The sequence below is a fragment of the Pseudomonas sp. B6(2017) genome (genome assembly GCF_002112765.1).
GTDB lineage: Bacteria > Pseudomonadota > Gammaproteobacteria > Pseudomonadales > Pseudomonadaceae > Aquipseudomonas > Aquipseudomonas piscis.
Window position 1 is genome coordinate 19,031 of sequence record NZ_NEIQ01000025.1, and the last position, 26,333, is coordinate 45,363.

Annotated in this window: 2 protein-coding genes (1 of these 2 cut by a window edge); both read left to right on the forward strand. The window is 69.4% G+C overall.

What is annotated here, in order from left to right; all coding sequences use genetic code 11:
* The gene (locus CAG11_RS30315) at positions 1 to 13,098 is read left to right on the forward strand and encodes a non-ribosomal peptide synthetase (RefSeq protein ID WP_085599978.1); all 13,098 of its coding nucleotides are present in this window, start codon (positions 1 to 3) and stop codon (positions 13,096 to 13,098) included.
* On the forward strand, positions 13,095 to 26,333 hold the 5' portion of the coding sequence (locus CAG11_RS30320; RefSeq protein WP_085599980.1) for a non-ribosomal peptide synthetase. Its footprint extends 1,434 nt past the window's final position; only the first 13,239 of its 14,673 coding nucleotides appear in the window; the start codon lies at positions 13,095 to 13,097; the stop codon falls past the right edge of the window. The genes CAG11_RS30315 and CAG11_RS30320 overlap by 4 nt, the downstream gene beginning before the upstream one ends.

Here is a 26,333-nt window from a genome sequence, read left to right on the forward strand (position 1 = left end):
ATGCAGTTCAGCGAATTGATGGCGGTTCTTTCCACCCTGGCGATCCGACTCCAGCGCGACGGCCAGGACCTGCTGGTCCAGGGCGATGACGAGGCCCTGGACGATGGGCTTTGGGACAGTCTGGTCGAGCACAAGCCGCGGCTCCTGGAACTGCTGGACGAGCAGGGCGGCGACTGGCTGAGCCCGGCCTTCAAGATCACCCCGGACATGCTGCCGCTGGCCCGGCTGGACGCATCGGCCATCGAGCGCATCGTCGCCGCGGTGCCCGGTGGCGCGGCCAACGTCCAGGACATCTACCCCCTGGCGCCACTGCAAGAAGGCATGCTCTACCACCATCTGTCCGCGGCCCAGGGTGATCCCTACGTGCTGCAGGCACGCTTCGCCTTCGCCAACGATGCGTTGCGCCAGGACTTCGCCGGCGCCTTGCAATGGGTCATCGAGCGGCATGACATCCTGCGTACCGCCATCGCCTGGGAAAGCCTCGACGAACCGCTGCAAGTGGTCTGGCGCCATGCGCCGCTGGTGTGCGAGCAGGTCGCCCTGGACCCTGCCGGCGGCGATGCCCTGGGCCAGTTGCAGGCCCGCTACGATGCTCGGCATCTGCGCCTGGACCTGCGCCAGGCACCGCTGCTGCGCCTGGTCTACGCCGAGGACCCGGGCAACGGGCGCCAGGTGGCCCTGTTGCTGTTCCACCACATGGCCCTGGACCATGCCGCGCTGGATGTGGTGCGCCAGGAAATCCAGGCCCGCTTGCTCGGACACAGCGACCGGCTGCCGGCCCCGGTGCCGTTTCGCAATCATCTGGCCCAGGCGCGCCTGGCCCAGGAGCAGGGGCACCATGAGGCGTTCTTTCGCGAGATGCTGGGGGACATCGACGAGCCGACGCTGCCGTTCGGCATCGCCGATGTACAGGGCACGGGCCGGCGCATCGAGGAGCGGCGGGCGACCCTGCCCAGCGAGCTCAGCCAGCGCCTGCGGGCCCAGGCCCGGCAATTGGGGGTGAGCGTGGCGAGCCTGATGCACCTGGCTCTGGCGCGGGTCCTGGGCCAGGTATCCGGACGCGAGGCGGTGGTATTCGGCACGGTGCTGCTGGGCCGCATGGAAGCCGGCGAGGGCGGCGAGCGGGCCTTGGGCATGTTCATCAATACCTTGCCGCTGCGGGTGGATGTCGGTGCCCAGGGCGTGCGCGCCGGAGTGCTGGCCACCCACCGCCGGCTGACCGCCATGCTCGGCCATGAACACGCGTCGCTGGCCCAGGCCCAGCGCTGCAGCGGCGTCAGCGCGCCGACCCCGCTGTTCAGCGCCATGCTCAACTATCGCCACAGCCACGCAGGCGACGCCCAGGAAGTCCAGGAAGTCGTGCCGGGCATGCAGATCCTGGGAGCCGAGGAGCGCACCAACTATCCGCTGACCATCAACGTCGACGATCTCGGCGAAGACCTGCGGATCGTCGCCCTGGCGGACGTCGCCATCGGCGCCGAGCGCATCACCGGCTACTTGCTGGGCGTGCTGGAGAGCCTGGCCCTGGCCTTGCAGGACAGCCCCGAGGCACCGCTGCACAGCCTGCAGATGTTGCCGGCCAGCGAGCGCCAGTACCTGTTGCAAGGGCTCAACACGCCCCAGGGCCACTACCCGGATCACCCGCTGATCCACCAGCAGGTCGAGGCCCAGGCCCGGGTCCAGCCCGAGGCCACGGCGCTGATCTTCCAGGACCAGCGGCTGAGCTACGGCGAGCTCAACCAGCGTGCCAACCAGGTCGCCCACCGCCTGTTGGCCCTGGGTGTGCGTCCGGACCAACGGGTGGCGATCTGCGTCGAGCGCGGCCTGGAAATGATCGTCGGCCTGCTGGGCATCCTCAAGGCCGGTGGGGCCTACGTGCCCATCGACCCGGCTTACCCGCGCGAACGGATTGCCTACACCTTGCAGGACAGCGCCCCGGTGGCATTGCTGGTGCAGGCCGACACCCAGGCCCTGGTGAGCGACCTGCGGGTGCCGCTGATCGACCTCGACAGCCGCACCCTGGCCCATGAGGCCCTGGACAATCCCCAGGTGTCCGGGCTGACCCCGGCCAGCCTGGCCTATGTGATCTACACCTCCGGCTCCACCGGCCTGCCCAAGGGGGTGATGGTGGAGCACCGCAACGTCGCCCGGCTGTTCTCGGCCACCCGCGACTGGTTCGGTTTCAACTGGCGCGATGTCTGGGCGCTGTTCCATTCCTTCGCCTTCGATTTCTCGGTCTGGGAAATCTGGGGTGCGCTGGTCCATGGCGGTCAGTTGCTGATCGTGCCGCAGGCGGTCAGCCGCTCGCCCGACGCCTGCTATGCGCTGCTGTGCGAAGCCTCGGTGAGCATTCTCAACCAGACGCCCAGCGCCTTCCGCTCGCTGATCGCGGCCCAGGGCCGCAGCGCCCTCAAGCATTCGCTGCGCCAGGTGATCTTCGGTGGCGAGGCCCTGGAGCCCGGGCTGCTCAAGCCCTGGTACGCGCGTGTGGGCAACGTCGGCACCCAGCTGGTGAACATGTACGGCATCACCGAGACCACCGTGCACGTGACCTACCGGCCATTGCAGGCGGCGGACGCGCAACTGGTGGGCAGCAGTCCCATTGGTCGGCGCATCCCTGACCTGCAGCTATACGTCCTCGATGCCTGGCGCGAGCCGCTGCCCACCGGCGTGGTGGGTGAGCTGTACGTAGGTGGGGCCGGGGTCGCCAGGGGCTACCTCAATCGTGAGGAATTGACCGCCGAGCGCTTCATCGTCGATCCGTTCAGCCAGCAGGTAGGCGCCCGCCTGTACAAGACCGGCGACCTGGCGCGCTGGCGCGAAGACGGCAGCCTGGAGTACCTGGGACGCAACGATGACCAAGTGAAGATCCGCGGCTTCCGTATCGAGCTGGGGGAGGTCGAAGCGCGCCTGGCCAGTTGCGACGGCGTTCGTGAAGCCGTGGTGGTGGCCCGCGAGGACCTGCCCGGGGACAAGCGCCTGGTGGCCTATGTGATCGCCGCCCCGGGTGCCGCGCCCAGCGCCACGCAATTGCGTGAACAACTGCGCTACAGCCTGGCCGACTACATGCTGCCCAGCGCCTTCGTGCTGCTGGACAGCCTGCCGCTGACCACCAATGGCAAGCTCGACCGCAAGGCCCTGCCGGCGCCCGACAGCCAGGCAGTGGCCCGGCGTGAGTACGAGGCGCCCCAGGGTGAGGTGGAGCAAGCCATCGCGGGGATCTGGCAAGAGCTGCTGCAACTGCCCCAGGTCGGGCGCCAGGACAACTTCTTCGAGCTGGGCGGACATTCGCTGCTGGCAGTCAAGCTGATGGAACGCATGCGCCAGGTGGACCTGTGCGCCGATGTGCGAGTGCTGTTCGGGCAACCGACCCTGGCGGCCCTGGCCGCTGCCGTGGGCGCGGTGAGCGAGGTGCAGGTGCCGGCCAACCGCATTCCCGGCGATTGTTCGCGCATCACTCCAGACCTGCTGCCCCTGGCCAGCCTGGACCAGGCCGCCATCGACCGGCTGGTGGCCCGAGTGCCCGGGGGCGCCGCCAACATCCAGGATATCTACCCGCTGGCGCCGTTGCAGGCGGGCATTCTCTATCACCACTTGAGCTGCGAGGAGGGCGATCCCTACCTGCTGCAAGTGCAGTTCGAGTTCGCCGACGAAGCGACCCTGCAAGCCTTTACCCAGGCCGTGCAACAGGTGATCGAGCGGCATGACATCCTGCGTACCAGCCTGGCCTGGGAAGGCCTGGACGAGCCGGTCCAGGTGGTCTGGCGCCAGGCGCCGCTGGTGGTGCAGGTGCTGGCGGCGGACCCGGCCCGGGGTTCGGCCCTGGCCCAGTTGCAGGAGCGTTTCGATCCACGGCACTACCGCCTGGACCTGGGCGGTGCGCCGCTGCTGCGCCTGGCCTGCGCCCGGGACCCGGGGCAGTCGCGCTGGCTGGGCATCCTGCTGTTCCATCACCTGGCCCTGGACCACACCTCGCTGGAGGTGCTGGTGGAGGAAATCAGCGCCGTGCTGCAAGGCCGTGGCGGGCAACTGCCACCCGCCGTGCCGTATCGCAACTACGTGGCCCAGGCCCGCCTGGGCTTGAGCGAGGCGCAGCACCAGGAGTTCTTCCAGGAGTTGCTGGGCGATATCGACGAGCCGACCCTGGCCTTCGGCTTGCAGGACGTGAAGCGTGACGGTGGCGATATCCACGAACGCCAACTGCACCTGGACCCGCTGCTGTGCCAGCGTTTGCGCACCCAGGCCCGGGCTCTTGGGGTGAGTGTCGCGAGCCTGCTGCACCTGGCCTGGGGCCGGGTGCTGGGGCAATTGTCCGGGCGTGATGACGTGGTATTCGGCACCGTGCTGCTGGGCCGCATGCAGGGTGGCGAGGGGGCCGACCGCGCCCTGGGCATGTTCATCAACACCCTGGCGCTGCGCATCAGCCTGGGCGAGCAGGGCGTGGAACAGGCGCTGCGTTGCACCCATGCGCGGCTGGCGCAACTGCTCGGTCACGAGCATGCCTCCCTGGCCCTGGCCCAACGTTGCAGCGCAGTCCCGGCGGCGCAACCGCTATTCAACAGCCTGCTCAACTACCGCCACAGCGCCAGCCTCGACGCAGACCCCCAGGGGCCGGCGATCTGGGATGGCATCCGCGTGCTCGAATCCCGCGAGCGCAGCAACTATCCGCTGACGGTGAACGTCGACGACGACCACCAGGGCCTGCGCCTGACCGTGCAGGCGCAAGCCTCGGTGGACGGGGCGCGGGTCTGCGGCTACCTGGCTTGCGTCCTGGAACACCTGGCCCAGGCCCTGGAGCAGGCGCCGGACAAGGCCCTGCTGGCGATCCCGGTGATGCCCAGGACCGAACGCCAGCAAGTGCTGGTGGAATTCAACGCCACCGCCCGCGACTACCCGCGCCAGCAGACCCTGGCGCAGCTGTTCGAGGCCCGGGTCCAGGCCCACCCTGAGCAGGTCGCGGCAGTGCACGGCCAGGAGCGGCTCAGCTACGCCGGGCTCAATGCCCGGGCCAACCGGTTGGCCCATCACCTGCGCGAACTCGGGGTGCAGCCGGGCGATCACCTGGCGATCCTGCTGCCGCGCTCCCTGGACCTGCTGGTCAGCCAGCTGGCCATCAGCAAGTGCGGCGCAGCCTACGTGCCGCTGGACAGCAACGCCCCGGCCAGTCGCCAGGGTTTCATGGTGAGCGATAGCCAGAGCGTGGCCCTGGTCACCCACAGCGACCTGCCGCTGGCGGTGGCGGTGCCCCGGATCGAGCTCGACCGGCTGGAGCTGCAGGCCCTGCCAGCGGATGACGTGCACGTGCAGCAATCCAGCGCGGCGGTGGCATACATCATGTACACCTCCGGTTCCACCGGCGAGCCCAAGGGCGTGCGGGTGCCGCACCGGGCCATCACCCGCCTGGTGATCAACAACGGCTACGCCGACTTCAACGCCGCTGACCGGGTGGCGTTCGCCTCCAACCCGGCCTTCGACGCCAGCACCATGGACGTCTGGGGCCCGCTGCTCAACGGTGGCCGGGTCGTGGTGGTGGACCAACAGACCCTGCTCGACCCACCGGCGTTCGCCCAGCTGCTGCAAGCTTCTGGCGTGACGCTGCTGTTCCTCACCACGAGCCTGTTCAACCAGTACGTGCAGTTGATCCCCCAGGCCCTCAAGGGCCTGCGCATGCTCCTGTGTGGCGGCGAGCGGGCGGATGCCACGGCGTTCCGGCGGATGCAGGCCCAGGCGCCGGGGCTGCGCCTGGTCAATGGCTACGGCCCGACCGAGACCACCACCTTCGCCGTCACCCACGAGCCCGGGGAGTTGCCGGAAGCTGCCGACAGCCTGCCCATCGGCCGACCGCTGTCCAACACCCAGGTGTACATCCTCGACGCCCACCAGCAGCCGCTGCCCATCGGGGTCGCGGGCGAGATCGTGATCGGTGGCGACGGCGTGGCCCTGGGCTACCTCAACCGTCCCGAACTCACTGCCCAGAAGTTCATCCACGATCCGTTCGCCAACCGCGCCGGTGCCTTGCTCTACCGCACCGGGGACATCGGCCGCTGGCTGGGCAACGGCCTGCTGGAGTATCTGGGGCGCAACGACGACCAGGTGAAGATCCGTGGCCTGCGCATCGAGCCGGGGGAAGTCGAGGTGCGCCTGGCGGCGTGCCCGGGGATCAGGGATGCGCAGGTCCTGGTGCGCGAGGACGAGCCCGGGGACCAGCGCCTGGTGGCCTACTACCGGGTCCAGGACGATGTCGCGCAGCTGTCCGCCCAGACCCTGCGCGACGCCTTGCTCCAGCAATTGCCGGAATACATGGTGCCGCTGGCCTATGTGCGGCTGGATGCCTGGCCGCTGACCGCCAACGGCAAGCTCGACCGCAAGGCCCTGCCGGCCCCGGCCGCCTCGGCCAGTCTCAGCCGTGAGTTCGTCGCGCCCCGGGGCGAGGTGGAAATCGCCCTGGCGCGGATCTGGAGCGACCTGCTCAAGGTAGAGCGGGTCGGGCGCCATGATCACTTCTTCGAACTGGGTGGGCATTCGCTGCTGGCGGTGAGCCTGATCGAACGCATGCGCCAGATCGGCCTGGGAGCCGATGTGCGGGTGCTGTTCAGCCAGCCGACCCTGGCCGACCTCGCCGCGGCCGTGGGCAGCAGCCGCGAAGTTCGGGTGCCGGCCAACCGCATCGGCGCCCAGTGCCGGCAGATCACCCCGGACCTGCTGCCGCTGGTGGAGCTGGAGCAGGCGGACATCGACCGGGTGGTGGCCTGTGTGCCGGGCGGGGTGGCCAATGTGCAGGACATCTATCCCCTGGCGCCCTTGCAGGAAGGCATCCTCTACCACCACCTGAGCGCCGGGCAGGGCGACCCCTACCTGCTGCAGTCGCGCATGACCTTCGACAGTCCCGAGCGCCTGGAGCGCTTCGCCGCGGGCTTGCAGCAAGTCATCGACCGCCACGACATCCTGCGCACCGCGGTGCTCTGGGAGGGCCTGGCGCAGCCGCTGCAGGTGGTCTGGCGCGAGGCTCGGCTGCAACTGCTGGAGCAGGCGCTGGACCCGGCCGACGGCGACATCCTCGAACAACTGCAACAGCGTTTCGACGCCCGCCACTGGCGCCTGGACCTGGCCCAGGCACCGCTGATCCGCCTGGTGCATGCCTATGACCGGCAACGCCAGCGGGTGGTGGCGATCCTGTTATTCCATCACCTGGCCTTGGACCACACCGCCATGGAGGTGATCGGCCAGGAAATGCGCGAGCTGCTGTTCAACGGTGGTCGCGGCCTCGGCGCCCCGGTGCCGTATCGCAACTATGTGGCCCAGGCCCGCCTGGGGGGCGGCCAGGCCGAGCATGAGGCGTTCTTTCGCGAGATGCTCGGCGATATCGACGAGCCGACCCTGGCCTTCGCCGTGGAGGATGTGCAAGGCGACGGCCGGGACATCGAGGAGGCCCACCTGGCGTTGCCCGAGGCCCTGGGCCTGCGCTTGCGTGAGCAGGCGCGGCAACTGGGGGTCAGTGCCGCGGCGCTGATGCACCTGGCCTGGGCGCTGGTGCTGGGGCAGGTGGCCAACCGCCGGCAAGTGGTGTTCGGCACCGTGCTCATGGGCCGCATGCAAGGCGGCGAGGGCGCCGACCGGGCCCTGGGGGTGTTCATCAACACCTTGCCGTTGCGGGTGGATGTGCAGGGTTGCACGGTGCGCGCGGCGGTCAAGGCCACCCACGCCCGGCTCAGTGCCCTGCTCGGCCATGAACATGCTTCCCTGGCCCTGGCCCAGCGCTGCAGCGCCCTGGCCAGCGGGGCGCCGCTGTTCAACGCCTTGCTCAACTACCGGCACAGCGCCCCGCAACCGGCCGCCGCCGGCCAGGACATCTGGCAGGGCGTGGAACTGCTCGGTGGCGAGGAGCGCAGCAACTATCCGCTGAGCCTGAGCGTCGACGATCTGGGCGCAGGCTTCGGCCTGTCTTTGCTGGCCCTGGCCGGGATCGGCGCGCAGCGCCTGGGGGACTACATGTCGCGTGCCCTGGAGCAACTGGTCGATGCCCTGGAGCACAGCCCCGAGCTGGAGCTGGGGCAACTGTCGGTGTTGCCGCTGGCGGAGCGCGAGCGCCTGCTGCGGGACTTCAATGCCAGCACCGCCGCCTATCCGCGTGGGCAGACCTTGCATGGCCTGTTCGAGTCCCGGGTCCGCGCGGCCCCCGACGCCGTGGCGCTGGTCCAGGGGCCGCTGCGCCTGAGCTATCGCCAGTTGGACCAGCAGGCCAACCAGCTGGCCCGGAAACTCTTGGCGTTCGGCGTGCAACCCGATGACCGGGTGGCCTTGTGCCTGGCCCGTGGCCCGCAACTGCTGCAAGGAATGCTGGCGGTGCTCAAGGCCGGGGCTGCCTATGTGCCCATCGACCCGAGCCATCCGGCCGAGCGCATCGCCTACCTGGTACAGGACAGCGCCCCCCGGGCGCTGCTGGTGGCCGGCGGCTTGTCGCCAGCGCCTGGGGTGCCGGTGCTCGACCTCGACCGGCAGGTCTGGACCGACTCCGATCCGGACACCCCGCAGGTGCCACGGCTGACCCCGGCGCACCTGGCCTATGTGATCTACACCTCGGGCTCCACCGGCCAGCCCAAGGGCGTGATGGTCGAGCACCAGAGCCTGGAGAACCTGGTGCACTGGCATTGCCAGGCCTTCGACCTGGGCCCCGGGCGGCATGCCTCCAGCCTCGCCGGCCTGGGCTTCGACGCCATGGCCTGGGAGGTCTGGCCGACCCTGTGCAGTGGCGCGACCCTGCACCTGCCGCCGGCCGATATCGGCCACCAGGACATCGAGCGGCTGCTGGCCTGGTGGCGCGACCAGCCGCTGGATGTGAGCTTCCTGCCGACGCCGGTGGCCGAGTACGCCTTCAGCCAGCAACTGCGGCACCCGACCCTGCGTACCTTGCTGATCGGCGGTGACCGCTTGCGCCAGTTCACCCGCGACCCGGGCTTTACCGTGGTCAACAACTACGGGCCCACCGAAGCCACGGTGGTGGCGACCTCCGGGGCGCTCGTGGCCGGTGGCGCGCTGCATATCGGCCGGCCCACGGCCAACGCCCGCATCTACCTGCTGGACGAGCTGCTGCGGCCGGTACCGGTCGGTGTCGCCGGCGAGTTGTACGTGGGCGGCACCGGGGTAGCCCGGGGTTACCTGAATCGTCCCGAGCTGACCGCCGAGCGCTTCCTCGACGACCCGTTCAGTGCCGAGCCCGGCGCGCGCATGTACCGCAGCGGCGACGTGGCGCGCTGGCGCGAAGACGGCACCCTCGATTACCTGGGGCGCAACGACGACCAGGTCAAGGTGCGCGGCATGCGCATCGAACCGGGGGAAATCGAAGCCGCGCTGCTCCAGCACCCGGCCCTCGAGGAAGCCCTGGTGCTGGTGGCCGAAGAGCGCCTGCTGGCTTACTTCACCTTGCGCGCAGGCGCCGCGGAACTGGCGGCCGAAGACCTGCGCGACCACCTGCAGGGGCGCCTGCCGGACTACATGCTGCCGGCGGCCTACGTCCGCCTTGCAGCCCTGCCACTGACCGCCAACGGCAAGCTCGATCGCCAGGCCTTGCCGGCGCCGGCCCAGGGCGATTGGCTCAGTCGCGAGTTCGAGGCCCCCCAAGGCGAGGTGGAAACCACCCTGGCGCGGATCTGGAGCGAGTTGCTCAAGGTCGAGCAAGTCGGCCGCCACGATCACTTCTTCGAGCTGGGCGGGCACTCGCTGCTGGCGGTGACCCTGGTGGAGCGCATGCGCCAGGCCGGCCTGGAAGCCGACGTGCGGGTGCTGTTCGAACAGCCGACCCTGGCCGCCCTGGCCGGGGCGGTGGGTGCCGGGCGCCAGGTCGTGGTGCCGGCCAATCGCATCCCGGCCGGCTGCCGGCACATCACCCCGCAGCTGTTGCCACTGATCGAGCTGGACCAGGAGGCCATCGACCGGGTGCAGGCCATGGTCCCCGGCGGCGCCGCCAATGTGCAGGACATCTACCCCCTGGCGCCCTTGCAGGAGGGCATCCTCTACCATCACCTGAGCGCCCGCGAAGGCGATCCCTACCTGTTGCAGTCGCACCTGGCGTTCGCCAGCCGCCAGCGCCTGGAGGATTTCGCCGCGGCCCTGCAACGGGTCGGCGAGCGCCACGATATCCTGCGCACGGCGATCCTCTGGGAGGGACTCAAGCAACCGCTGCAAGTGGTCTGGCGCGAGGCCCAGGTGGCCCTCGAGGAAGTCGACCTGGATCCGGCCGATGGCGACATCCTGCAGCAGTTGCACCAACGCTTCGATCCTCGCCATTGGCGCCTGGACCTGACCCGGGCGCCGTTGCTGCGCCTGGTGTTCGCCCAGGACCCGGTACGCCAGGGCGTGGTGGCGATCCTGTTGTTTCACCATATCGTCCTCGACCACACCGCCCTGGATGTGGTGCGCGAGGAGATCCAGGCCTGCCTGCTGGGGCAGCAGCCCGCGGGCGCGCCGATCCCCTATCGCAACTACGTGGCCCAGGCGCGCCTGGGTGTCAGCCGCGAGGAGCACGAGGCGTTCTTCCGCCAGATGCTCGGCGATATCGATGCCCCGACCCTGCCGTTCGGCTTGCAGGATGTGCAGGGCGATGGCGATGCCATCGAAGAGGTGCAGCAAGCTGTGGACGCGACCCTGGCCACTCGCTTGCGGGCCCAGGCGCGGCTGCTGGGGGTCAGTGCCGCGAGCCTGTTCCACCTGGCCTGGGCCCGGGTGCTGAACCTCACTACCGGCCAGGAGCGGGTGGTATTCGGCACCGTGCTGCTGGGCCGCCTGCAGGCCGGGCAGGGCGCCGACCGGGCCCTGGGCATGTTCATCAACACCTTGCCGCTGCGGGTCGACCTGGACGCCGGTGGGGTGCGTGCGGCGGTCAAGGCCACCCACGCCCGGCTCAGCGCCTTGCTCGGCCATGAGCATGCGTCCCTGGCCCTGGCCCAGCGTTGCAGTGGGGTGGCCGCGCCGCTGCCGCTGTTCAGCGCCATGCTCAACTATCGCCACGGCAGCGATGCACCGCCGAGCGAGGCCGTACGCCAGGCCTGGCAGGGCATCCAGACCCTGCACAGCGAGGAGCGCACCAACTACCCGCTGAGCCTCAACGTCGACGACTTTGGCCAGGGTTTCCGCCTGACCGCCATGACCCCGGCGCGGATTGGCGCCGGACGGGTGTGCGGCTACTTGCAGCAAGCCCTGCTGGCCCTGGTGGACAGCCTGGAGCAAGCGCCGCAGCGTTCCCTGCTGCAGGTGCCGATCCTGCCCGAGGCCGAGCGCCGGCAACTGCTGGAAGGCTTCAACGCCACGGCCCGCGACTACCCGCTTGAGCAGACCCTGCACGGGTTGTTCGAAGCCCAGGTACTGCGCAGCCCCGAGGCGCTGGCGGTGCAAGCCGGCGAGCAGCGCTTGAGTTATCGCCAGCTGAACCAGCAGGCCAACCAGTTGGCCGGGCACTTGCTGCAACTGGGCGTCGGCCCGGACCAGCGGGTGGCGATCTGCGTCGAGCGCAGCGTCGACATGGTGCTGGGCCTGCTGGCGATCCTCAAGGCCGGGGGCGCCTACGTGCCTATCGATCCGGCCTATCCCCAGGAGCGGATCGACTACATGCTCCAGGACAGCGCGCCGCTGGCGGTGCTGGTCCAGGGCGCGACCCGGCACCTGGCGCAGGCGTGCGGGCTGGCGTTGCTGGACCTGGACCAGCCGCAATGGGCCGCACAGTCCGGGGACAACCCGCCAGCGCCGCACTGCGCGCCACGGCAGCTGGCCTACGTGATCTACACCTCCGGCTCCACCGGCCAGCCCAAGGGCGTGATGAACGAGCACCGGGCGGTGGTCAACCGCCTGCTGTGGATGCAGGAGCAGTACCGCCTGGACGCGAACGATGCGGTGTTGCAGAAGACTCCATTCAGCTTCGATGTGTCGGTATGGGAGTTCTTCTGGCCGTTGTTCACCGGCGCCCGCCTGGTGATGGCCCGCCCCGAAGGGCACAAGGACCCGGCCTACCTGCGCCAGCTGATACGCGAGCAGGGCATCAGTACCTTGCACTTCGTGCCGTCGATGCTCGATGTATTCCTCGCCCACGACGCCACGCCTGACGACCTCGGCTTGCGCCAGGTGATGTGCAGCGGCGAGGCGCTGCCGGGCAGCCTGGTGCGGCGCTTCAAGCAGCAGTTGCCCAACGTCGACCTGCACAACCTGTATGGCCCCACTGAAGCGGCGGTGGACGTGACGGCCTGGGATTGCACCGGCCCGCTGGACGCCACCCCGGACAACACGCCCATCGGCAAGCCGATCGCCAACACCCGGCTGTACCTGCTGGATGCGCAATTGCAGCCGGTGCCCTTGGGGGTGGTGGGCGAGCTGTTCATCGCCGGGGTGCAGGTGGCCCGTGGTTATCTCAACCGCGAACAACTGACCGCCGAGCGTTTTGTCGACGACCCGTTCAGTGATCAACCAGGCGCGCGCATGTACCGCACCGGCGACCTGGGGCGCTATCTCGCCGACGGCAATATCGAGTACCTGGGGCGCAACGACGACCAGGTGAAGATCCGCGGCCTGCGCATCGAGCTGGGGGAAATCCAGGCGCGCCTGACCCAGCTCGAAGGCATCAAGGAAGCGGTGGTCCTGGCCCGCGAGGACGTGCCCGGGGACAAGCGCCTGGTGGCCTACTACACCAGCGCCGCCGGCCACGCGAAGTTGCCCGTGGAGCAGTTGCGCCAGGCGCTGCTGGAGCACCTGCCGGACTACATGGTGCCGGCGCTGTTCGTGCACCTGGACGCGCTGCCCCTGAGCCCCAACGGCAAGCTGGAGCGCAAGGCGCTGCCGGCGCCGGGGCTGGAAGCGGCGGTGGTGCGCGAGTACGAGGCGCCGGTGGGCGACACCGAGATCCTGCTGGCGCAGTTGTGGGCCGAGTTGCTCAACGTCGAGCGGGTAGGGCGCCACGATCACTTCTTCGAACTGGGTGGGCACTCGCTGCTGGCGGTGAGCCTGATCAGCCGGATGCGCGAACACGGCATGGAGGCCGATGTCCGCGCGTTGTTCGAACAACCGACCCTGGCCGGCTACGCGGCAATTACCGAACGAATGGAGATCGTCCTGTGAGCGTGATCGAACTGTTGGCGACACTGAAGGAAAAGGACGTCCAGCTGGTGCTCAAGGACGACCAACTGGTGGTCCAGGGCAACAAGCAGGCCTTGAGCGACCCGGCCTTGCTGGCGCGCCTGCGCGAGCTCAAGCCGCAGTTGATCGAGCTGATCAAGAGCGGTGAGTACGCGCCGGCCAAGGCCGGCCAGGTCGAGGTGCCGGCCAACGGCATCACCGCGCAGACCCGGCGCATCACCCCGGACCTGCTGCCCTTGGCCAACCTCGACCAGCAGGCCATCGATCGCATCGTCGCCACGGTGCCGGGCGGGGTCGCCAACATCCAGGACATCTACCCCCTGGCGCCGCTGCAGGAAGGCATCCTCTATCACCACGTCAGCGCCACCCTGGGCGATCCCTATGTGATGCAGGCGCAGTTCGCCTTCGCCAGCGCGCAGCACCTGGAGGCTTTCGCCGAGGCCCTGCGCGGGGTCATCGCCCGCCATGACATCCTGCGTACCGCCGTGCTCTGGGACGGCCTGGCGCAACCGATGCAGGTGGTCTGGCGCGAAGCCGGGCTGATCCTCCAGGAAGTCGAGCCGGACCCGGCCGGCGGCGCCGTGCTGGAGCAACTGCAAGTGCGCTTCGATGCCCGCCACTACCGCCTGGACATCAGCCAGGCGCCGATGCTGCGCCTGGTGCATGCCTGGGACGAAGCCGGACAGCGCATCGTCGCCATCTTGCTGTTCCACCACATGGCCATGGACCACAGCGCCCTGGACGTGGTGCGCCACGAAATGCAGGCCCTGCTCACCGGCCAGGCCGCGCGCCTGGGCCCGGCCCTGCCGTTTCGCAACTACGTGGCCCAGGCCCGGCTGGGCATCAGTGAGCAAGAACACGAGACCTTTTTCCGCCAGATGCTGGCGGACGTCGACGAGCCGACCCTGCCGTTCGGCCTGCAGGACGTGCAAGGCGATGGCCGGGCGATCGAGGAGGCCAGCCTGGCCCTGCCCACCGCCCTGAGCCTGCGCCTGCGCAGCCAGGCGCGGCAGGCCGGGGTCAGTGCCGCGAGCCTGTTCCACCTGGCCTGGGGCCGGGTACTGGCGACCCTGGCCGGCAAGCACAAAGTGGTGTTCGGCACCGTGCTGATGGGCCGGATGCAGGGCGCCGAAGCCACCGACCGGGCCCTGGGCATCTTCATCAACACCTTGCCGTTTCGCCTGGACGTGGCCGGGCAGGGCCTGGCCGAGGCCCTCAAGGACACCCACAAGCGCCTGACCAGTCTCTTGCGCCATGAGCATGCGGCCCTGGCCCTGGCCCAGCGCTGTAGCGGAGTCAGTGCGCCGACCCCGCTGTTCAGCAGCTTGCTCAACTACCGCCACAGCGCCGCCGGAGCCAGTGCCGAGGCCCAGGCCGCCTGGGCCGGGATCAGCACCCTGCACAGCGAGGAACGCACCAACTACCCCCTGACCTTGAGCATCGATGATTTCGCCGAGGACTTCGGCCTGACCCTGCTGGCCAGCACCCAGGTCGATCCGCGGCGGATCCTCGGTTACCTGCTGTGCACCCTGGAGCATCTGGCCCAGGCCCTGGAGCAGGAGCCGCAGCTGGCCCTGGAAGCGCTGGCGGTGTTGCCGGCCAGCGAACGCCGGCAGGTACTCGAAGGTTTCAACCGCAGCACGCGGGACTACCCCCGGGGCCAACCCCTGCATCGGCGCATCGAGGCCCAGGCGGCCCATGCCCCCGAGGCGCTGGCGGCCTGCTGCCAGGGGCGTGAACTGAGCTATGCCCGGCTCAATGCCCAGGCCAATGGCCTGGCCCACCGGCTGCGGGCCCTGGGAGTGCGGCCCGACGACCGGGTGGCGATCGTCGCCCGCCGGGGCCTGGAGACCCTGGTGGGCCTGCTGGCGATCCTCAAGGCTGGTGGCGCCTACGTGCCCATCGATCCGGCCCATCCCGATGAACGCCTGAACTACCTGCTGGACGACAGCAGCCCACGGGTGGTGCTGGTCCAGGCCGAGTTGCGCCAGCGCCTGCCGGCCCTGGCGGTGCCGGTGCTCGAACTCGACCCGCGGCACTGGCAGGACCAGCCCGGGGACAACCTGGAGGTGCCCGGGCTGAGTGAGCGGAACCTGGCTTACGTGATCTACACCTCCGGTTCCACCGGCCTGCCCAAGGGCGTGATGGTCGAGCACCAGACCCTGGGCAACCTGGTGGACTGGCATTGCCAGGCGTTCGAGCTGGGCCGCGCCAGCCAGACCTCGAGCCTGGCCGGTTTCGGCTTCGACGCCATGGCCTGGGAAATCTGGCCGGCCTTGTGCGTGGGCGCGACCCTGCACCTGGCGCCGGCCAGCCAGGGCACCGAGGATGTCGACGCCTTGCTCGCCTGGTGGCGGGCCCAGCCGCTGGATGTGAGCTTCCTGCCGACCCCGGTGGCCGAGTACGCCTTCAGCCAGCAACTGGGGCATCCGAGCCTGCGTACCCTGCTGATCGGCGGCGATCGCCTGCGCCAGTTCGGCCAGCGGCAGAGCTTTACCCTGGTCAACAACTACGGCCCCACCGAGGCCACGGTGGTGGCCACCTCCGGCACCGTCGAGGCCGGTGGCGCCCTGGATATCGGCCGGCCCATGGCCAATGCGCGGATCTACCTGCTGGACGAACGCCGCCAGCCAGTGCCCATCGGGGTCGCCGGCGAGCTGTACGTGGGCGGGGCGGGAGTGGCCCGCGGCTACCTGAATCGTCCCGAGTTGACCGTCGAGCGCTTCCTCGACGACCCCTTCAGCACCGTGCCGGGGGCGCGCATGTATCGCACCGGCGACCTGGCCCGCTGGCTCGAGGATGGGCGCATCGAATACCTGGGACGCAACGACCACCAGGTGAAGATCCGGGGCGTGCGCATCGAGCTGGGCGAGATCGAGAGCCGTCTCAACCAGATTCCCGGCATCCAGGAAGCGGTGCTCCTGGCCCGTGAGGACCAGCCGGGCAACCTGCGGCTGGTGGCCTACTTCACCGTCCGCGAAGGGCTCGCGGCGCCGACCCCGGGCGAGCTGCGCGAATACCTGCTGGCGCAATTGCCGGACTACATGGTGCCGGTGGCCTATGTGCAGTTGCAGGCCTTGCCGCTGACCGCCAATGGCAAGCTGGACCGCACCGCCTTGCCGGCACCTGACCAGCAGGCGCTGTTCAGCCGTCACTACCAGGCGCCTGAAGGGCCTGTCGAAACGACCCTGGCGCAGATCTGGAGCCAAGTGCTGCAGGTGGAGCGAGTGGGGCGCCACGATCACTTCTTCGAGCTGGGCGGGCATTCGCTGCTGGCCATGCGCATGGTCTCGCTGGTGCGCCAGCGCCTGGGCCTGGAGCTGGCCCTGGCCGAATTGTTCGCCAATGCCGAATTGCACGCCCTGGCCAGCGTCCTGGAGCGCAGCGGGCGCAGCCAGTTGCCGGAAATCTTCCCGGCGCCCCAGGACCAGGACCTGCCGCTGTCCTTCGCCCAGCAGCGCTTGTGGTTCCTGGCGCAGATGGCCGGTGGCGCCAGCGCCTACAACATTCCCATCGGCCTGGGCCTGCGCGGGCAGCTGGATCGCCAGGCGCTGCAACAGGCTTTGCAGGCGATCGTCGCCCGGCATGCCACCTTGCGCAGTCGCTTCGTCCTGGTGGATGACCAGCCCCAGGTCCAGGTGGGGCCGCTGGAGGGCGCCCTGGAGCTGTCGCTGGAGGACCTGGGCGATGCGCCTTTGACCCTGGCCGAGCGGGTGCAGGCCGAGGCGGCGCAAGCCTTCGACCTGGAACACGGGCCGGTTATCCGCGGGCGTTTGCTGCGCCTGGCGGACGAGCACCATGTGTTGTTGCTGACCCTGCACCATATCGTCGCCGATGGCTGGTCCATGGGCGTGCTGACCCGTGAGCTGGTGGCCCTGTACAGCGCCTTCAGCCAAGGCCAGGCGGACCCGCTGCCACCCCTGGCGGTGCAATACGGTGACTTCGCCCTGTGGCAGCGGCGCTGGCTCAGCGGCGAGGTGCTGCAACAACAGGCCGACTACTGGCGGCGAGTACTGGCCGGGGCTCCGACCCTGCTGATGCTGCCCACCGACCGGCCACGGCCGGTGCAACAGGATTTTCGCGGTGCCAGCGTGCCGTTGGCGCTGGAACCGTCGCTCAGTGCCCAGCTCAAGGCCCTGGCCCAGCGCCATGGCTGCACCCTGCACATGACCTTGCTGGCCGGGTGGGCCTTGTTGCTCGCACGCCTGTCCGGCCAGGACGACCTGGTGGTCGGCACCCCGGTGGCCAACCGCATGCGCGCCGAGGTCGAAGGCTTGATCGGCTTGTTCGTCAACACCCTGGCCCTGCGCCTGGAGCTGGAGGGTGCGCAGAGCGTGGCCGGGCTGCTGGCCCAGGTCCGCGCCCGCAGCCTGCAAGCCCAGGCCCACCAGGACCTGCCGTTCGAGCAGGTGGTGGAAATCGTCCGGCCCCAGCGCAGCCTGGCCCACAGCCCGCTGTTCCAGACGGTACTGACCTGGGTCGAGGACTTCGCCCAGGACCTGGTGCTGGGCGAGCTCAAGCTCGAAGGGGTGGTCGCCGCCAACCAGGTGGCCAAGTTCGACCTGACCCTGAGCCTGGGGGAAAGCCAGGGCCAGATCCGCGGCTCCCTGGACTACGCCAGCGCGCTGTTCGATGCCGGCACCGCCCAGCGTTTTGCCGGCTACCTGGTCCAGGTGCTACAGGCGATGGTCGCCGACGACCAGCAAGCGCTGGCGCGGATCTCGCTGCTGGACCAGGCCGAACGGCACCAGGTGCTGCAAGGCTTCAATGCCGCTGGCCCCGACTATCCCCGGGGTACGCCCCTGCACCAGCTGTTCGCGGCCCAGGCGGCGCAGCAGCCTGCGGCCACGGCCCTGCAAGCCGGCGACCGGCGCCTGAGCTACGCCGAACTGGAGGCCCGGGCCAATCGCCTGGCCCATCACTTGCGCGGCCTGGGCGTGGGCCCGGACAGCCGGGTGGCGGTCTGTGTCGAACGCGGTCCGGAGCTGGTCGTGGGCTTGTTGGCGATCCTCAAGGCCGGGGGCGCCTACGTGCCCATCGACCCGGCCCATCCGGCCGAGCGCATCGCCTACCTGCTGGAGGACAGCGCGCCGCTGGCGCTGCTGGTGCAAGGCGCGACCCGGACCATGGCCGCCAGCCCGGGCCTCTCGCGGGTCGACCTCGACGATCCGGCCTGGCTGCAGCAACCGCCCAGCGCGCCGCAGGTGCCCGGGTTGACCGCGCAGCACCTGGCCTATGTGATCTACACCTCGGGCTCCACCGGCCAGCCCAAGGGCGTGATGGTGGAACACCAGAGCCTGGCGAACCTGGTGCACTGGCATTGCCAGGCCTTCGACCTGGGCCCGGGCCGGCACACTTCCAGCGTTGCCGGGCTGGGTTTCGATGCCATGGCCTGGGAGGTCTGGCCGGCCCTGTGCGGCGGCGCGACCCTGCACTTGCCGCCGGCCGGCACCGACCACCAGGACATCGACCGGTTGCTGGACTGGTGGCGCGCCCAGCCGCTGGATGTGAGCTTCCTGCCGACCCCGGTGGCCGAGTACGCCTTCGGCCAGCAGGCCGGGCACCCGACCCTGCGGACCCTGCTGATCGGCGGCGACCGCCTGCGCCACTTCGAGCAGCCCCGGGCTTTTGCCGTGATCAACAACTATGGGCCCACCGAGGCCACGGTGGTGGCGACGTCGGGGCCCTTGGTGGCCGGCGGGGTGCTGGACATCGGCCGGCCCATGGCCAATGCGCGGATCTACCTGCTGGACGAGCAGCGCCAGCCGGTGCCGGTCGGCGTCGCCGGCGAGCTGTACGTGGGCGGTGCCGGGGTGGCCCGGGGCTACCTCAATCGTCCCGAACTGACCGCCGAGCGCTTCCTCGACGACCCGTTCAGCGCCGAGCCGGGGGCGCGCATGTACCGCAGCGGCGACCTGGCACGCTGGCTGGCGGACGGGCGCATCGACTACCTGGGGCGCAACGACCACCAGGTCAAGGTGCGCGGCGTGCGCATCGAGCTGGGCGAGATCGAGACCTGCCTGAACCGCCTGGCGACCATCCAGGAGGCGGTATTGCTGGCCCGCGAGGATCAGCCGGGGCAGGCCCGGCTGGTGGCTTATTTCACCGTTGCCGGGCAGCGGGTGCCGAGCCCCGCCGAGTTGCGGGCGCAGTTGCTGGAGCAGTTGCCCGAGTACATGGTGCCGGCGGCCTACGTGCGGCTGGACAGCCTGCCGCTGACCGCCAACGGCAAAGTCGATCGCCGGGCCCTGCCGGAGCCGGCGCTGGACGCGCTGCTGGCCCGGGAATACCAGGCCCCCGAGGGCGACAACGAGATCGTCCTGGCGCAGATCTGGAGCGAGCTACTGCAGGTGGAGCGGGTTGGCCGCCACGATCACTTCTTCGAGCTGGGCGGACACTCGTTGCTGGCCATGCGCATGCTCTCCCAGGTACGCCAGAGCCTGGGGGTGGAGCTGGCCCTGGGCGACTTGTTCGCCAACGCCGAACTGCACGCGGTGGCCGCGGCCGTGGCACGGGCCGAGCGCAGCAGCCTGCCGGACTTGCTGCCGGCGCCGCGCAATCAGCCCCTGGCCTTGTCCTTCGCCCAGCAGCGGCTGTGGTTCCTGGCGCAGATGGAAGGCGCCAACACCGCCTACAACATTCCCCTGGGCCTGCGCCTGCGTGGGCAACTGGACAGCCCGGCCCTGCAACGGGCCTTGGCGCGTATCGTCGCGCGGCATGAGACCTTGCGCAGCCGCTTCGCCCAGTACGGCGACCAGGCCGAGGTACTGATCGCCCCACAAGACTCCGGGCTCGGCCTGCAGGTGGAAAACCTGCGCGGCCATCCTCAGGCCGACGACGCCTTGCAGGCGCTGGTCCAGGGCGAGGCTTCGGCGCCGTTCGACCTGGAGCGCGGGCCGCTGATCCGTGGGCGCCTGGTGACCCTGGCGGACGATCACCATGTGCTCTTGCTGACCCTGCACCACATCGTCAGCGATGGTTGGTCCATGGGGGTGCTGACCCGGGAACTGGTGGCCCTGTACGGCGCTTTCAGCCGTGGCCTGCCCGACCCCCTGCCGCCGCTGGCGTTGCAGTACAGCGACTTCGCCCACTGGCAGCGCCGCTGGCTCAGCGGCGAGGTGCTGCAACGCCAGGGTGACTACTGGCGCCAGGCCCTGGATGGGGCGCCGCCATTGCTGCTGTTGCCCACCGACCGGCCGCGCCCGGCCCAGCAGGACTACGCCGGCAGCAGCGTCCCGGTGCGCCTGGACCGCCAGCTCACCGCCAGCCTGCGGGCCTTGGGCCAACGCCATGGCAGCACCCTGTACATGACCTTGATGAGCGCTTGGGCGCTGTTGCTCGGGCGCCTGTCGGGGCAGGCCGAGGTGGTGATCGGCACCCCCGTGGCCAACCGCATGCGGGCCGAGGTCGAAGGCTTGATCGGCTTGTTCGTCAACACCCTGGCGGTGCGCGTGGACCTGGCTGGCGCGCCGCGCATCGAGGCATTGCTGGCCCAGGTCCGCGCCCGCACCCTCGAAGCCCAGGCCCACCAGCACCTGCCGTTCGAGCAGGTGGTGGAGATCCTGCGGCCTGTGCGTAGCCTGTCCCACAGCCCGGTGTTCCAGACGCTGATGACCTGGCAGAACGGCGATGCCCCGCAGTTGGTGCTGGGTGACTTGCGCCTGGAGGGGGTCCACGAGCCCAGCCATTTCGCCAAGTTCGACCTGTCGCTGAACCTGGGGGAGGTCCAGGACCATATCGAAGGCACCCTGGAATACGCCACGGCGCTGTTCGACGAGGCCACCATGCAGCGTTATGTCGGCTATCTGCAGCGGGTGCTGCAGGCCATGGTGAGCGACGACCAGATGCTCCTGGAACAGGTGCCGTTGCTGGACCGGGAGCAGCGTTGGCAGTTGCTCGAAGGCTTCAACGCCACGGCCCGTGACTACCCGCTGGAACAGACCCTGCACGGGTTGTTCGAAGCCCAGGTGCTGCGCAGTCCCGAGGCGCTGGCGGTACAGGCCGGCGAGCAGCGCCTGAGTTATCGCCAGCTGAACCAGCAGGCCAACCAGTTGGCCGGGCACTTGCTGCAACTGGGCGTCGGCCCGGACCAGCGGGTGGCGATCTGCGTCGAGCGCAGCGTCGACATGGTGCTGGGCCTGCTGGCGATCCTCAAGGCCGGGGGCGCCTACGTGCCCATCGATCCGGCCTATCCGGCCGAGCGCATCGCCTACATGCTTAAGGACAGCGCACCGCTGGCGGTACTGGCCGACGGCGCGACCCTGGGCCTGCTGGGCGATCCCGGCGTGCCGCTGGTAGACCTCGGGCAGGCGCTATGGAGCCGCCAGCCGCGGGTCAACCCACGCCTCGATGGGCTCACGCCGCGGCACCTGGCCTACGTGATCTACACCTCCGGTTCCACTGGCCAGCCCAAGGGCGCGATGAACGAGCATCGGGCGGTGGTCAACCGCCTGCTGTGGATGCAGGAGCGGTACCGGCTCACCAGCGGCGACGCGGTATTGCAGAAAACCCCGTTCAGCTTCGATGTGTCGGTGTGGGAGTTCTTCTGGCCGCTGTTCACGGGCGCCCGCCTGGTGATGGCCCGCCCCGAAGGGCACAAGGACCCGGCCTATCTGCGCCAGGTGATCGCCCGGGAAAACATCACCACCCTGCATTTCGTGCCCTCGATGCTCGACGTGTTCCTGGCCTATGGCGAGACCCGCGAGTGCGCCAGCCTGCGCCAGGTGATGTGCAGCGGCGAGGCGCTGCCGGGCAGCCTGGTGCGGCGCTTCAAGCAGCAGTTGCCCAACGTTGCCCTGCACAACCTGTATGGCCCCACTGAAGCGGCGGTGGACGTGACGGCCTGGGATTGCACCGGCCCGCTGGACGCCACCCCGGACAACACGCCCATCGGCAAGCCGATCGCCAACACCCGGCTGTACCTGCTGGATGCGCAATTGCAGCCGGTGCCCTTGGGGGTGGTGGGCGAGCTGTTCATCGCCGGGGTGCAGGTGGCCCGTGGTTATCTCAACCGCGAACAACTGACCGCCGAGCGTTTTGTCGACGACCCGTTCAGTGATCAACCAGGCGCGCGCATGTACCGCACCGGCGACCTGGGGCGCTATCTCGCCGACGGCAATATCGAGTACCTGGGGCGCAACGACGACCAGGTGAAGATCCGCGGCCTGCGCATCGAGCTGGGGGAAATCCAGGCGCGCCTGACCCAGCTCGAAGGCATCAAGGAAGCGGTGGTCCTGGCCCGCGAGGACGTGCCCGGGGACAAGCGCCTGGTGGCCTACTACACCAGCGCCGCCGGCCATGCGAAGTTGCCCGTGGAGCAGTTGCGCCAGGCGCTGCTGGAGCACCTGCCGGACTACATGGTGCCGGCGCTGTTCGTGCACCTGGAGGCCTTGCCCCTGAGCCCCAACGGCAAGCTGGAGCGCAAGGCGCTGCCGGCGCCGGAAGCGGCGGTGGTGCGCGAGTACGAGGCGCCGGTGGGCGACACCGAGATCCTGCTGGCGCAGTTGTGGGCCGAGCTGCTCAACGTCGAGCGGGTGGGGCGCCACGATCACTTCTTCGAACTGGGCGGGCACTCGCTGCTGGCGGTGAACCTGATCGGGCGCATGCGCCGGGCCGGTTTGTCGGCGGATGTGCGGGTGCTGTTCGGCCAGCCGACCCTGGCGGCCCTGGCCGCTGCCGTGGGCCGTGGTCGCGAAGTACAGGTACCGCAGAACCTGATCTACCGCGATTGCCCGCGCATCACCCCGCCACTGTTGCCGTTGATCGAACTGGACCAGGCGGCCATCGACCGGGTCGTGGCCACGGTGCCCGGGGGCACCGCCAACGTCCAGGACATCTACCCGCTGGCGCCGTTGCAGGCGGGCATTCTCTATCACCACCTGGCCGCGGGCCAGGGCGATCCCTATGTGCTCCAGGCGCAGTTCGCCTTCGACAGTGCCGGGCGCTTGCAAGCCTTCGCCAAGGCCTTGCAGGGGGTGATCGAACGTAATGACATCCTGCGCAGCGCGGTGCTGTGGGAGGGCCTGGAACAGCCGCTGCAAGTGGTCTGGCGCGAGGCGCCGCTGGTTTGTGAAGAGCTGGTGCTGGACGCCGCCCAAGGGCCGGTGCTGGAGCAGTTGCAGGCACGGTTCGACAGCCGTCGCTACCGCCTGGATATCGCCCAGGCGCCGTTGCTGCGCCTGGTGCATGCGCTGGACCCGGACCACGGACGGGTGGTGGCGCTGTTGCTGTTCCATCACCTGGTGATGGATCACGTCGCCCTGGAAGTGCTGCAGCACGAGCTGCAGGCTTTTCTTCTGGGGCGCCAGGAACGCCTGGCCGCGGCGGTGCCTTATCGCAACTACGTGGCCCAGGCGCGACTGGGCATGGGCGAGGCCGAGCATGAGGCGTTCTTCCGCCAGATGCTGGGGGATATCCAGCAACCGACCCTGCCCCTGGGCTTGCAGGAAGCGCCAGGGGGCGAGGTGGCACTCAGCGAGGCGCGCTTGCCTCTGGACCGACTGCTGGCCCGGCGCCTGCGCGAGCGTGCGCGGCAACTGGGGGTCAGTGCCGCAAGCCTGATGCACCTGGCCTGGGGCCGAGTGCTGGGCAGCCTGGCGGCGCAGCAGCAGGTGGTGTTCGGCACTGTGCTGCTGGGCCGGATGCAGGGCGGCGAGGGCGCTGAACACGCCCTGGGGGTGTTCATCAATACCTTGCCGCTGCGGGTCGACCTGGGCCAGGTGCCGGTACGCGAGGCACTGTTGGCCACCCATGAGCGCCTGGCGCAACTGCTGGGCCACGAGCAGGCGCCCCTGGCCCTGGTCCAGCGTTGCAGCGGGGTGGAGCCGGGCACGCCGCTGTTCAGCAGCTTGCTCAACTACCGGCACAGTGCGCCCGCGGCGGCTTCGGCCGCAGAGGCCTGGGAAGGCATGCAACTGCTCAACGCGCAGGAGCGCAGCAACTATCCCCTGACCCTGAGCGTCGACGACCTGGGCGATGGTTTCCTGCTCACGGCGGTGGCCGCCGGGGTCGATGCCCTGCGTATCTGCCAGTACCTGCAGTGCACCCTGGAGAACCTGCTGCAGGCCCTGGAGCAGACCCCGGAGCTGGCCATCGGCCAAGTCGCGGTGCTGCCGCAGGCCGAGCGCCAGCGGGTGCTGGTGGAGTTCAACGCCACCGCCCGCGACTACCCACGCCAGCAGGCCTTGCACCAGCGCTTCGAGGAGCAGGTGCGGGAGCGGCCGCAACAGGTAGCGGCGGTGCATGGCCAGGAGGTGTTCAGCTATGCCCGGCTCAATGTCCGGGCCAACCAGCTGGCCCACCACTTGCTGGAACTGGGGGTGCGGCCGGGGGCCAACGTGGCCTTGCTGTTGCCCCGCAGCCTGGACCTGCTGGCCAGCCAGTTGGCGGTCAGCAAGTGCGGCGCGGCCTACGTGCCGCTGGACATCCATGCCCCGGCCGAACGCCTGGGCTTCATGCTGGCCGACAGCCAGGCACTGGTGCTGCTGGCCCACAGCGACCAGCCACTGGACGGCGCGCCGCAACGGGTGGACCTGGACCGCCTGCGCTTCGATCGCCTGCCGGGGCATAACCCGGACCTGGAAGTCTCCAGCGCGGCGGTGGCGTACATCATGTACACCTCCGGTTCCACCGGCGAGCCCAAGGGCGTGCTGGTGCCGCACCGGGCCATCACCCGCCTGGTGATCAACAACGGCTACGCCGACTTCAACGCCGCTGACCGGGTGGCGTTCGCCTCCAACCCGGCCTTCGACGCCAGCACCATGGACGTCTGGGGCCCGCTGCTCAACGGTGGCCGGGTCGTGGTGGTGGACCAAGAGACCCTGCTCGACCCACCGGCGTTCGCCCAGCTGCTGCAAGCTTCTGGCGTGACGCTGCTGTTCCTCACCACCAGCCTGTTCAACCAGTACGTGCAGTTGATCCCCCAGGCCCTCAAGGGCTTGCGCATGCTCCTGTGTGGCGGCGAGCGGGCGGATGCCACGGCGTTCCGGCGGATGCAGGCCCAGGCGCCGGGGCTGCGCCTGGTCAATGGCTACGGCCCGACCGAGACCACCACCTTCGCCGTCACCCACGAGCCCGGGGAACTGCCGGAAGCTGCCGACAGCGTGCCCATCGGCCGACCGCTGTCCAACACCCAGGTGTACATCCTCGATGCCCTGGGCCAGCCGCTGCCCATCGGCGTGGTGGGGGAGATCCATATCGGTGGCGACGGCGTGGCCCTGGGCTACCTGAATCGCCCCGAGTTGAGCGCCGAACGCTTCCTCCACGACCCGTTCAGCAGCGAGCCCGAGGCCCGGATGTACCGTACCGGCGACCTGGGACGCTGGCTGGGCAACGGCGTGCTGGAGTGCATCGGCCGCAATGACGAGCAGGTGAAGATCCGTGGTTTTCGCATCGAGCCGGGGGAGATCCAGGCTTGCCTGGCGAGTTTTGCCGGGCTGCGCGACGCCGTGGTCCTGGTGCGCGAGGACGAGCCCGGAGACAAGCGCCTGGTGGCCTACTACAGCGTCAATGCAGGGCAGCTGCCGCCAACCAGCGAGATGTTGCGCGAGTACCTGCTGGAGCGGTTGCCGGAGTACATGGTGCCGCCGGCCTATGTCTGCCTGGAGACGTTGCCGTTGACCGCCAATGGCAAGCTGGATCGCAAGGCGCTGCCGGCTCCGGGGCCCGAAACCCGGGCCAGCAGTACCTACGAGGCGCCACGCACGCCCCTGGAGCAAGCCTTGGCCGAGCACTGGGCCCAGGTCCTGCACATGCCTCAGGTGGGGCGCCACGAGCATTTCTTCGAGCAGGGCGGGCACTCGCTGCTGGCGATCCAGCTGGTCAACCGCCTGCAACAGGCGGGTTTCGAGCTGGGCCTGGCGGACCTGTTCCAGCACGCCAGCGTGGCCGCCATGGCGCGGCTGCTGGAGGAGCGTGGCGCGGCGCCGGCCCTGGAGCTGGTACCGATCCGCTGCGGCAGTGGGCCGGCGTTGTTCCTGGTGCACGAGTTCACCGGGCTGGACCTGTACTTCCCGGTGCTGGGGCAACATCTGCCGGGGGATTTCCCCATCTATGGCCTGCCCGGCATCGCCCTGGGCCAGCCGCAACTGCGCACCCTGGAATGCCTGGCCACGCGTTTGGTGCAGGTCCTGCGCGAGGCCCAGCCCGAGGGTCCGTACCGTATCGCCGGCTGGTCGTTCGGGGGTGTGCTGGCCTATGAAATCGCCCAGCAACTGCTC

Coding starts and splice junctions, on each gene's coding strand:
- CAG11_RS30315 (WP_085599978.1), top strand. CDS start 1: ATGCAGTTCAGCGAATTGATGGCGGTTCTTTCCACCCTGGCGATCCGA.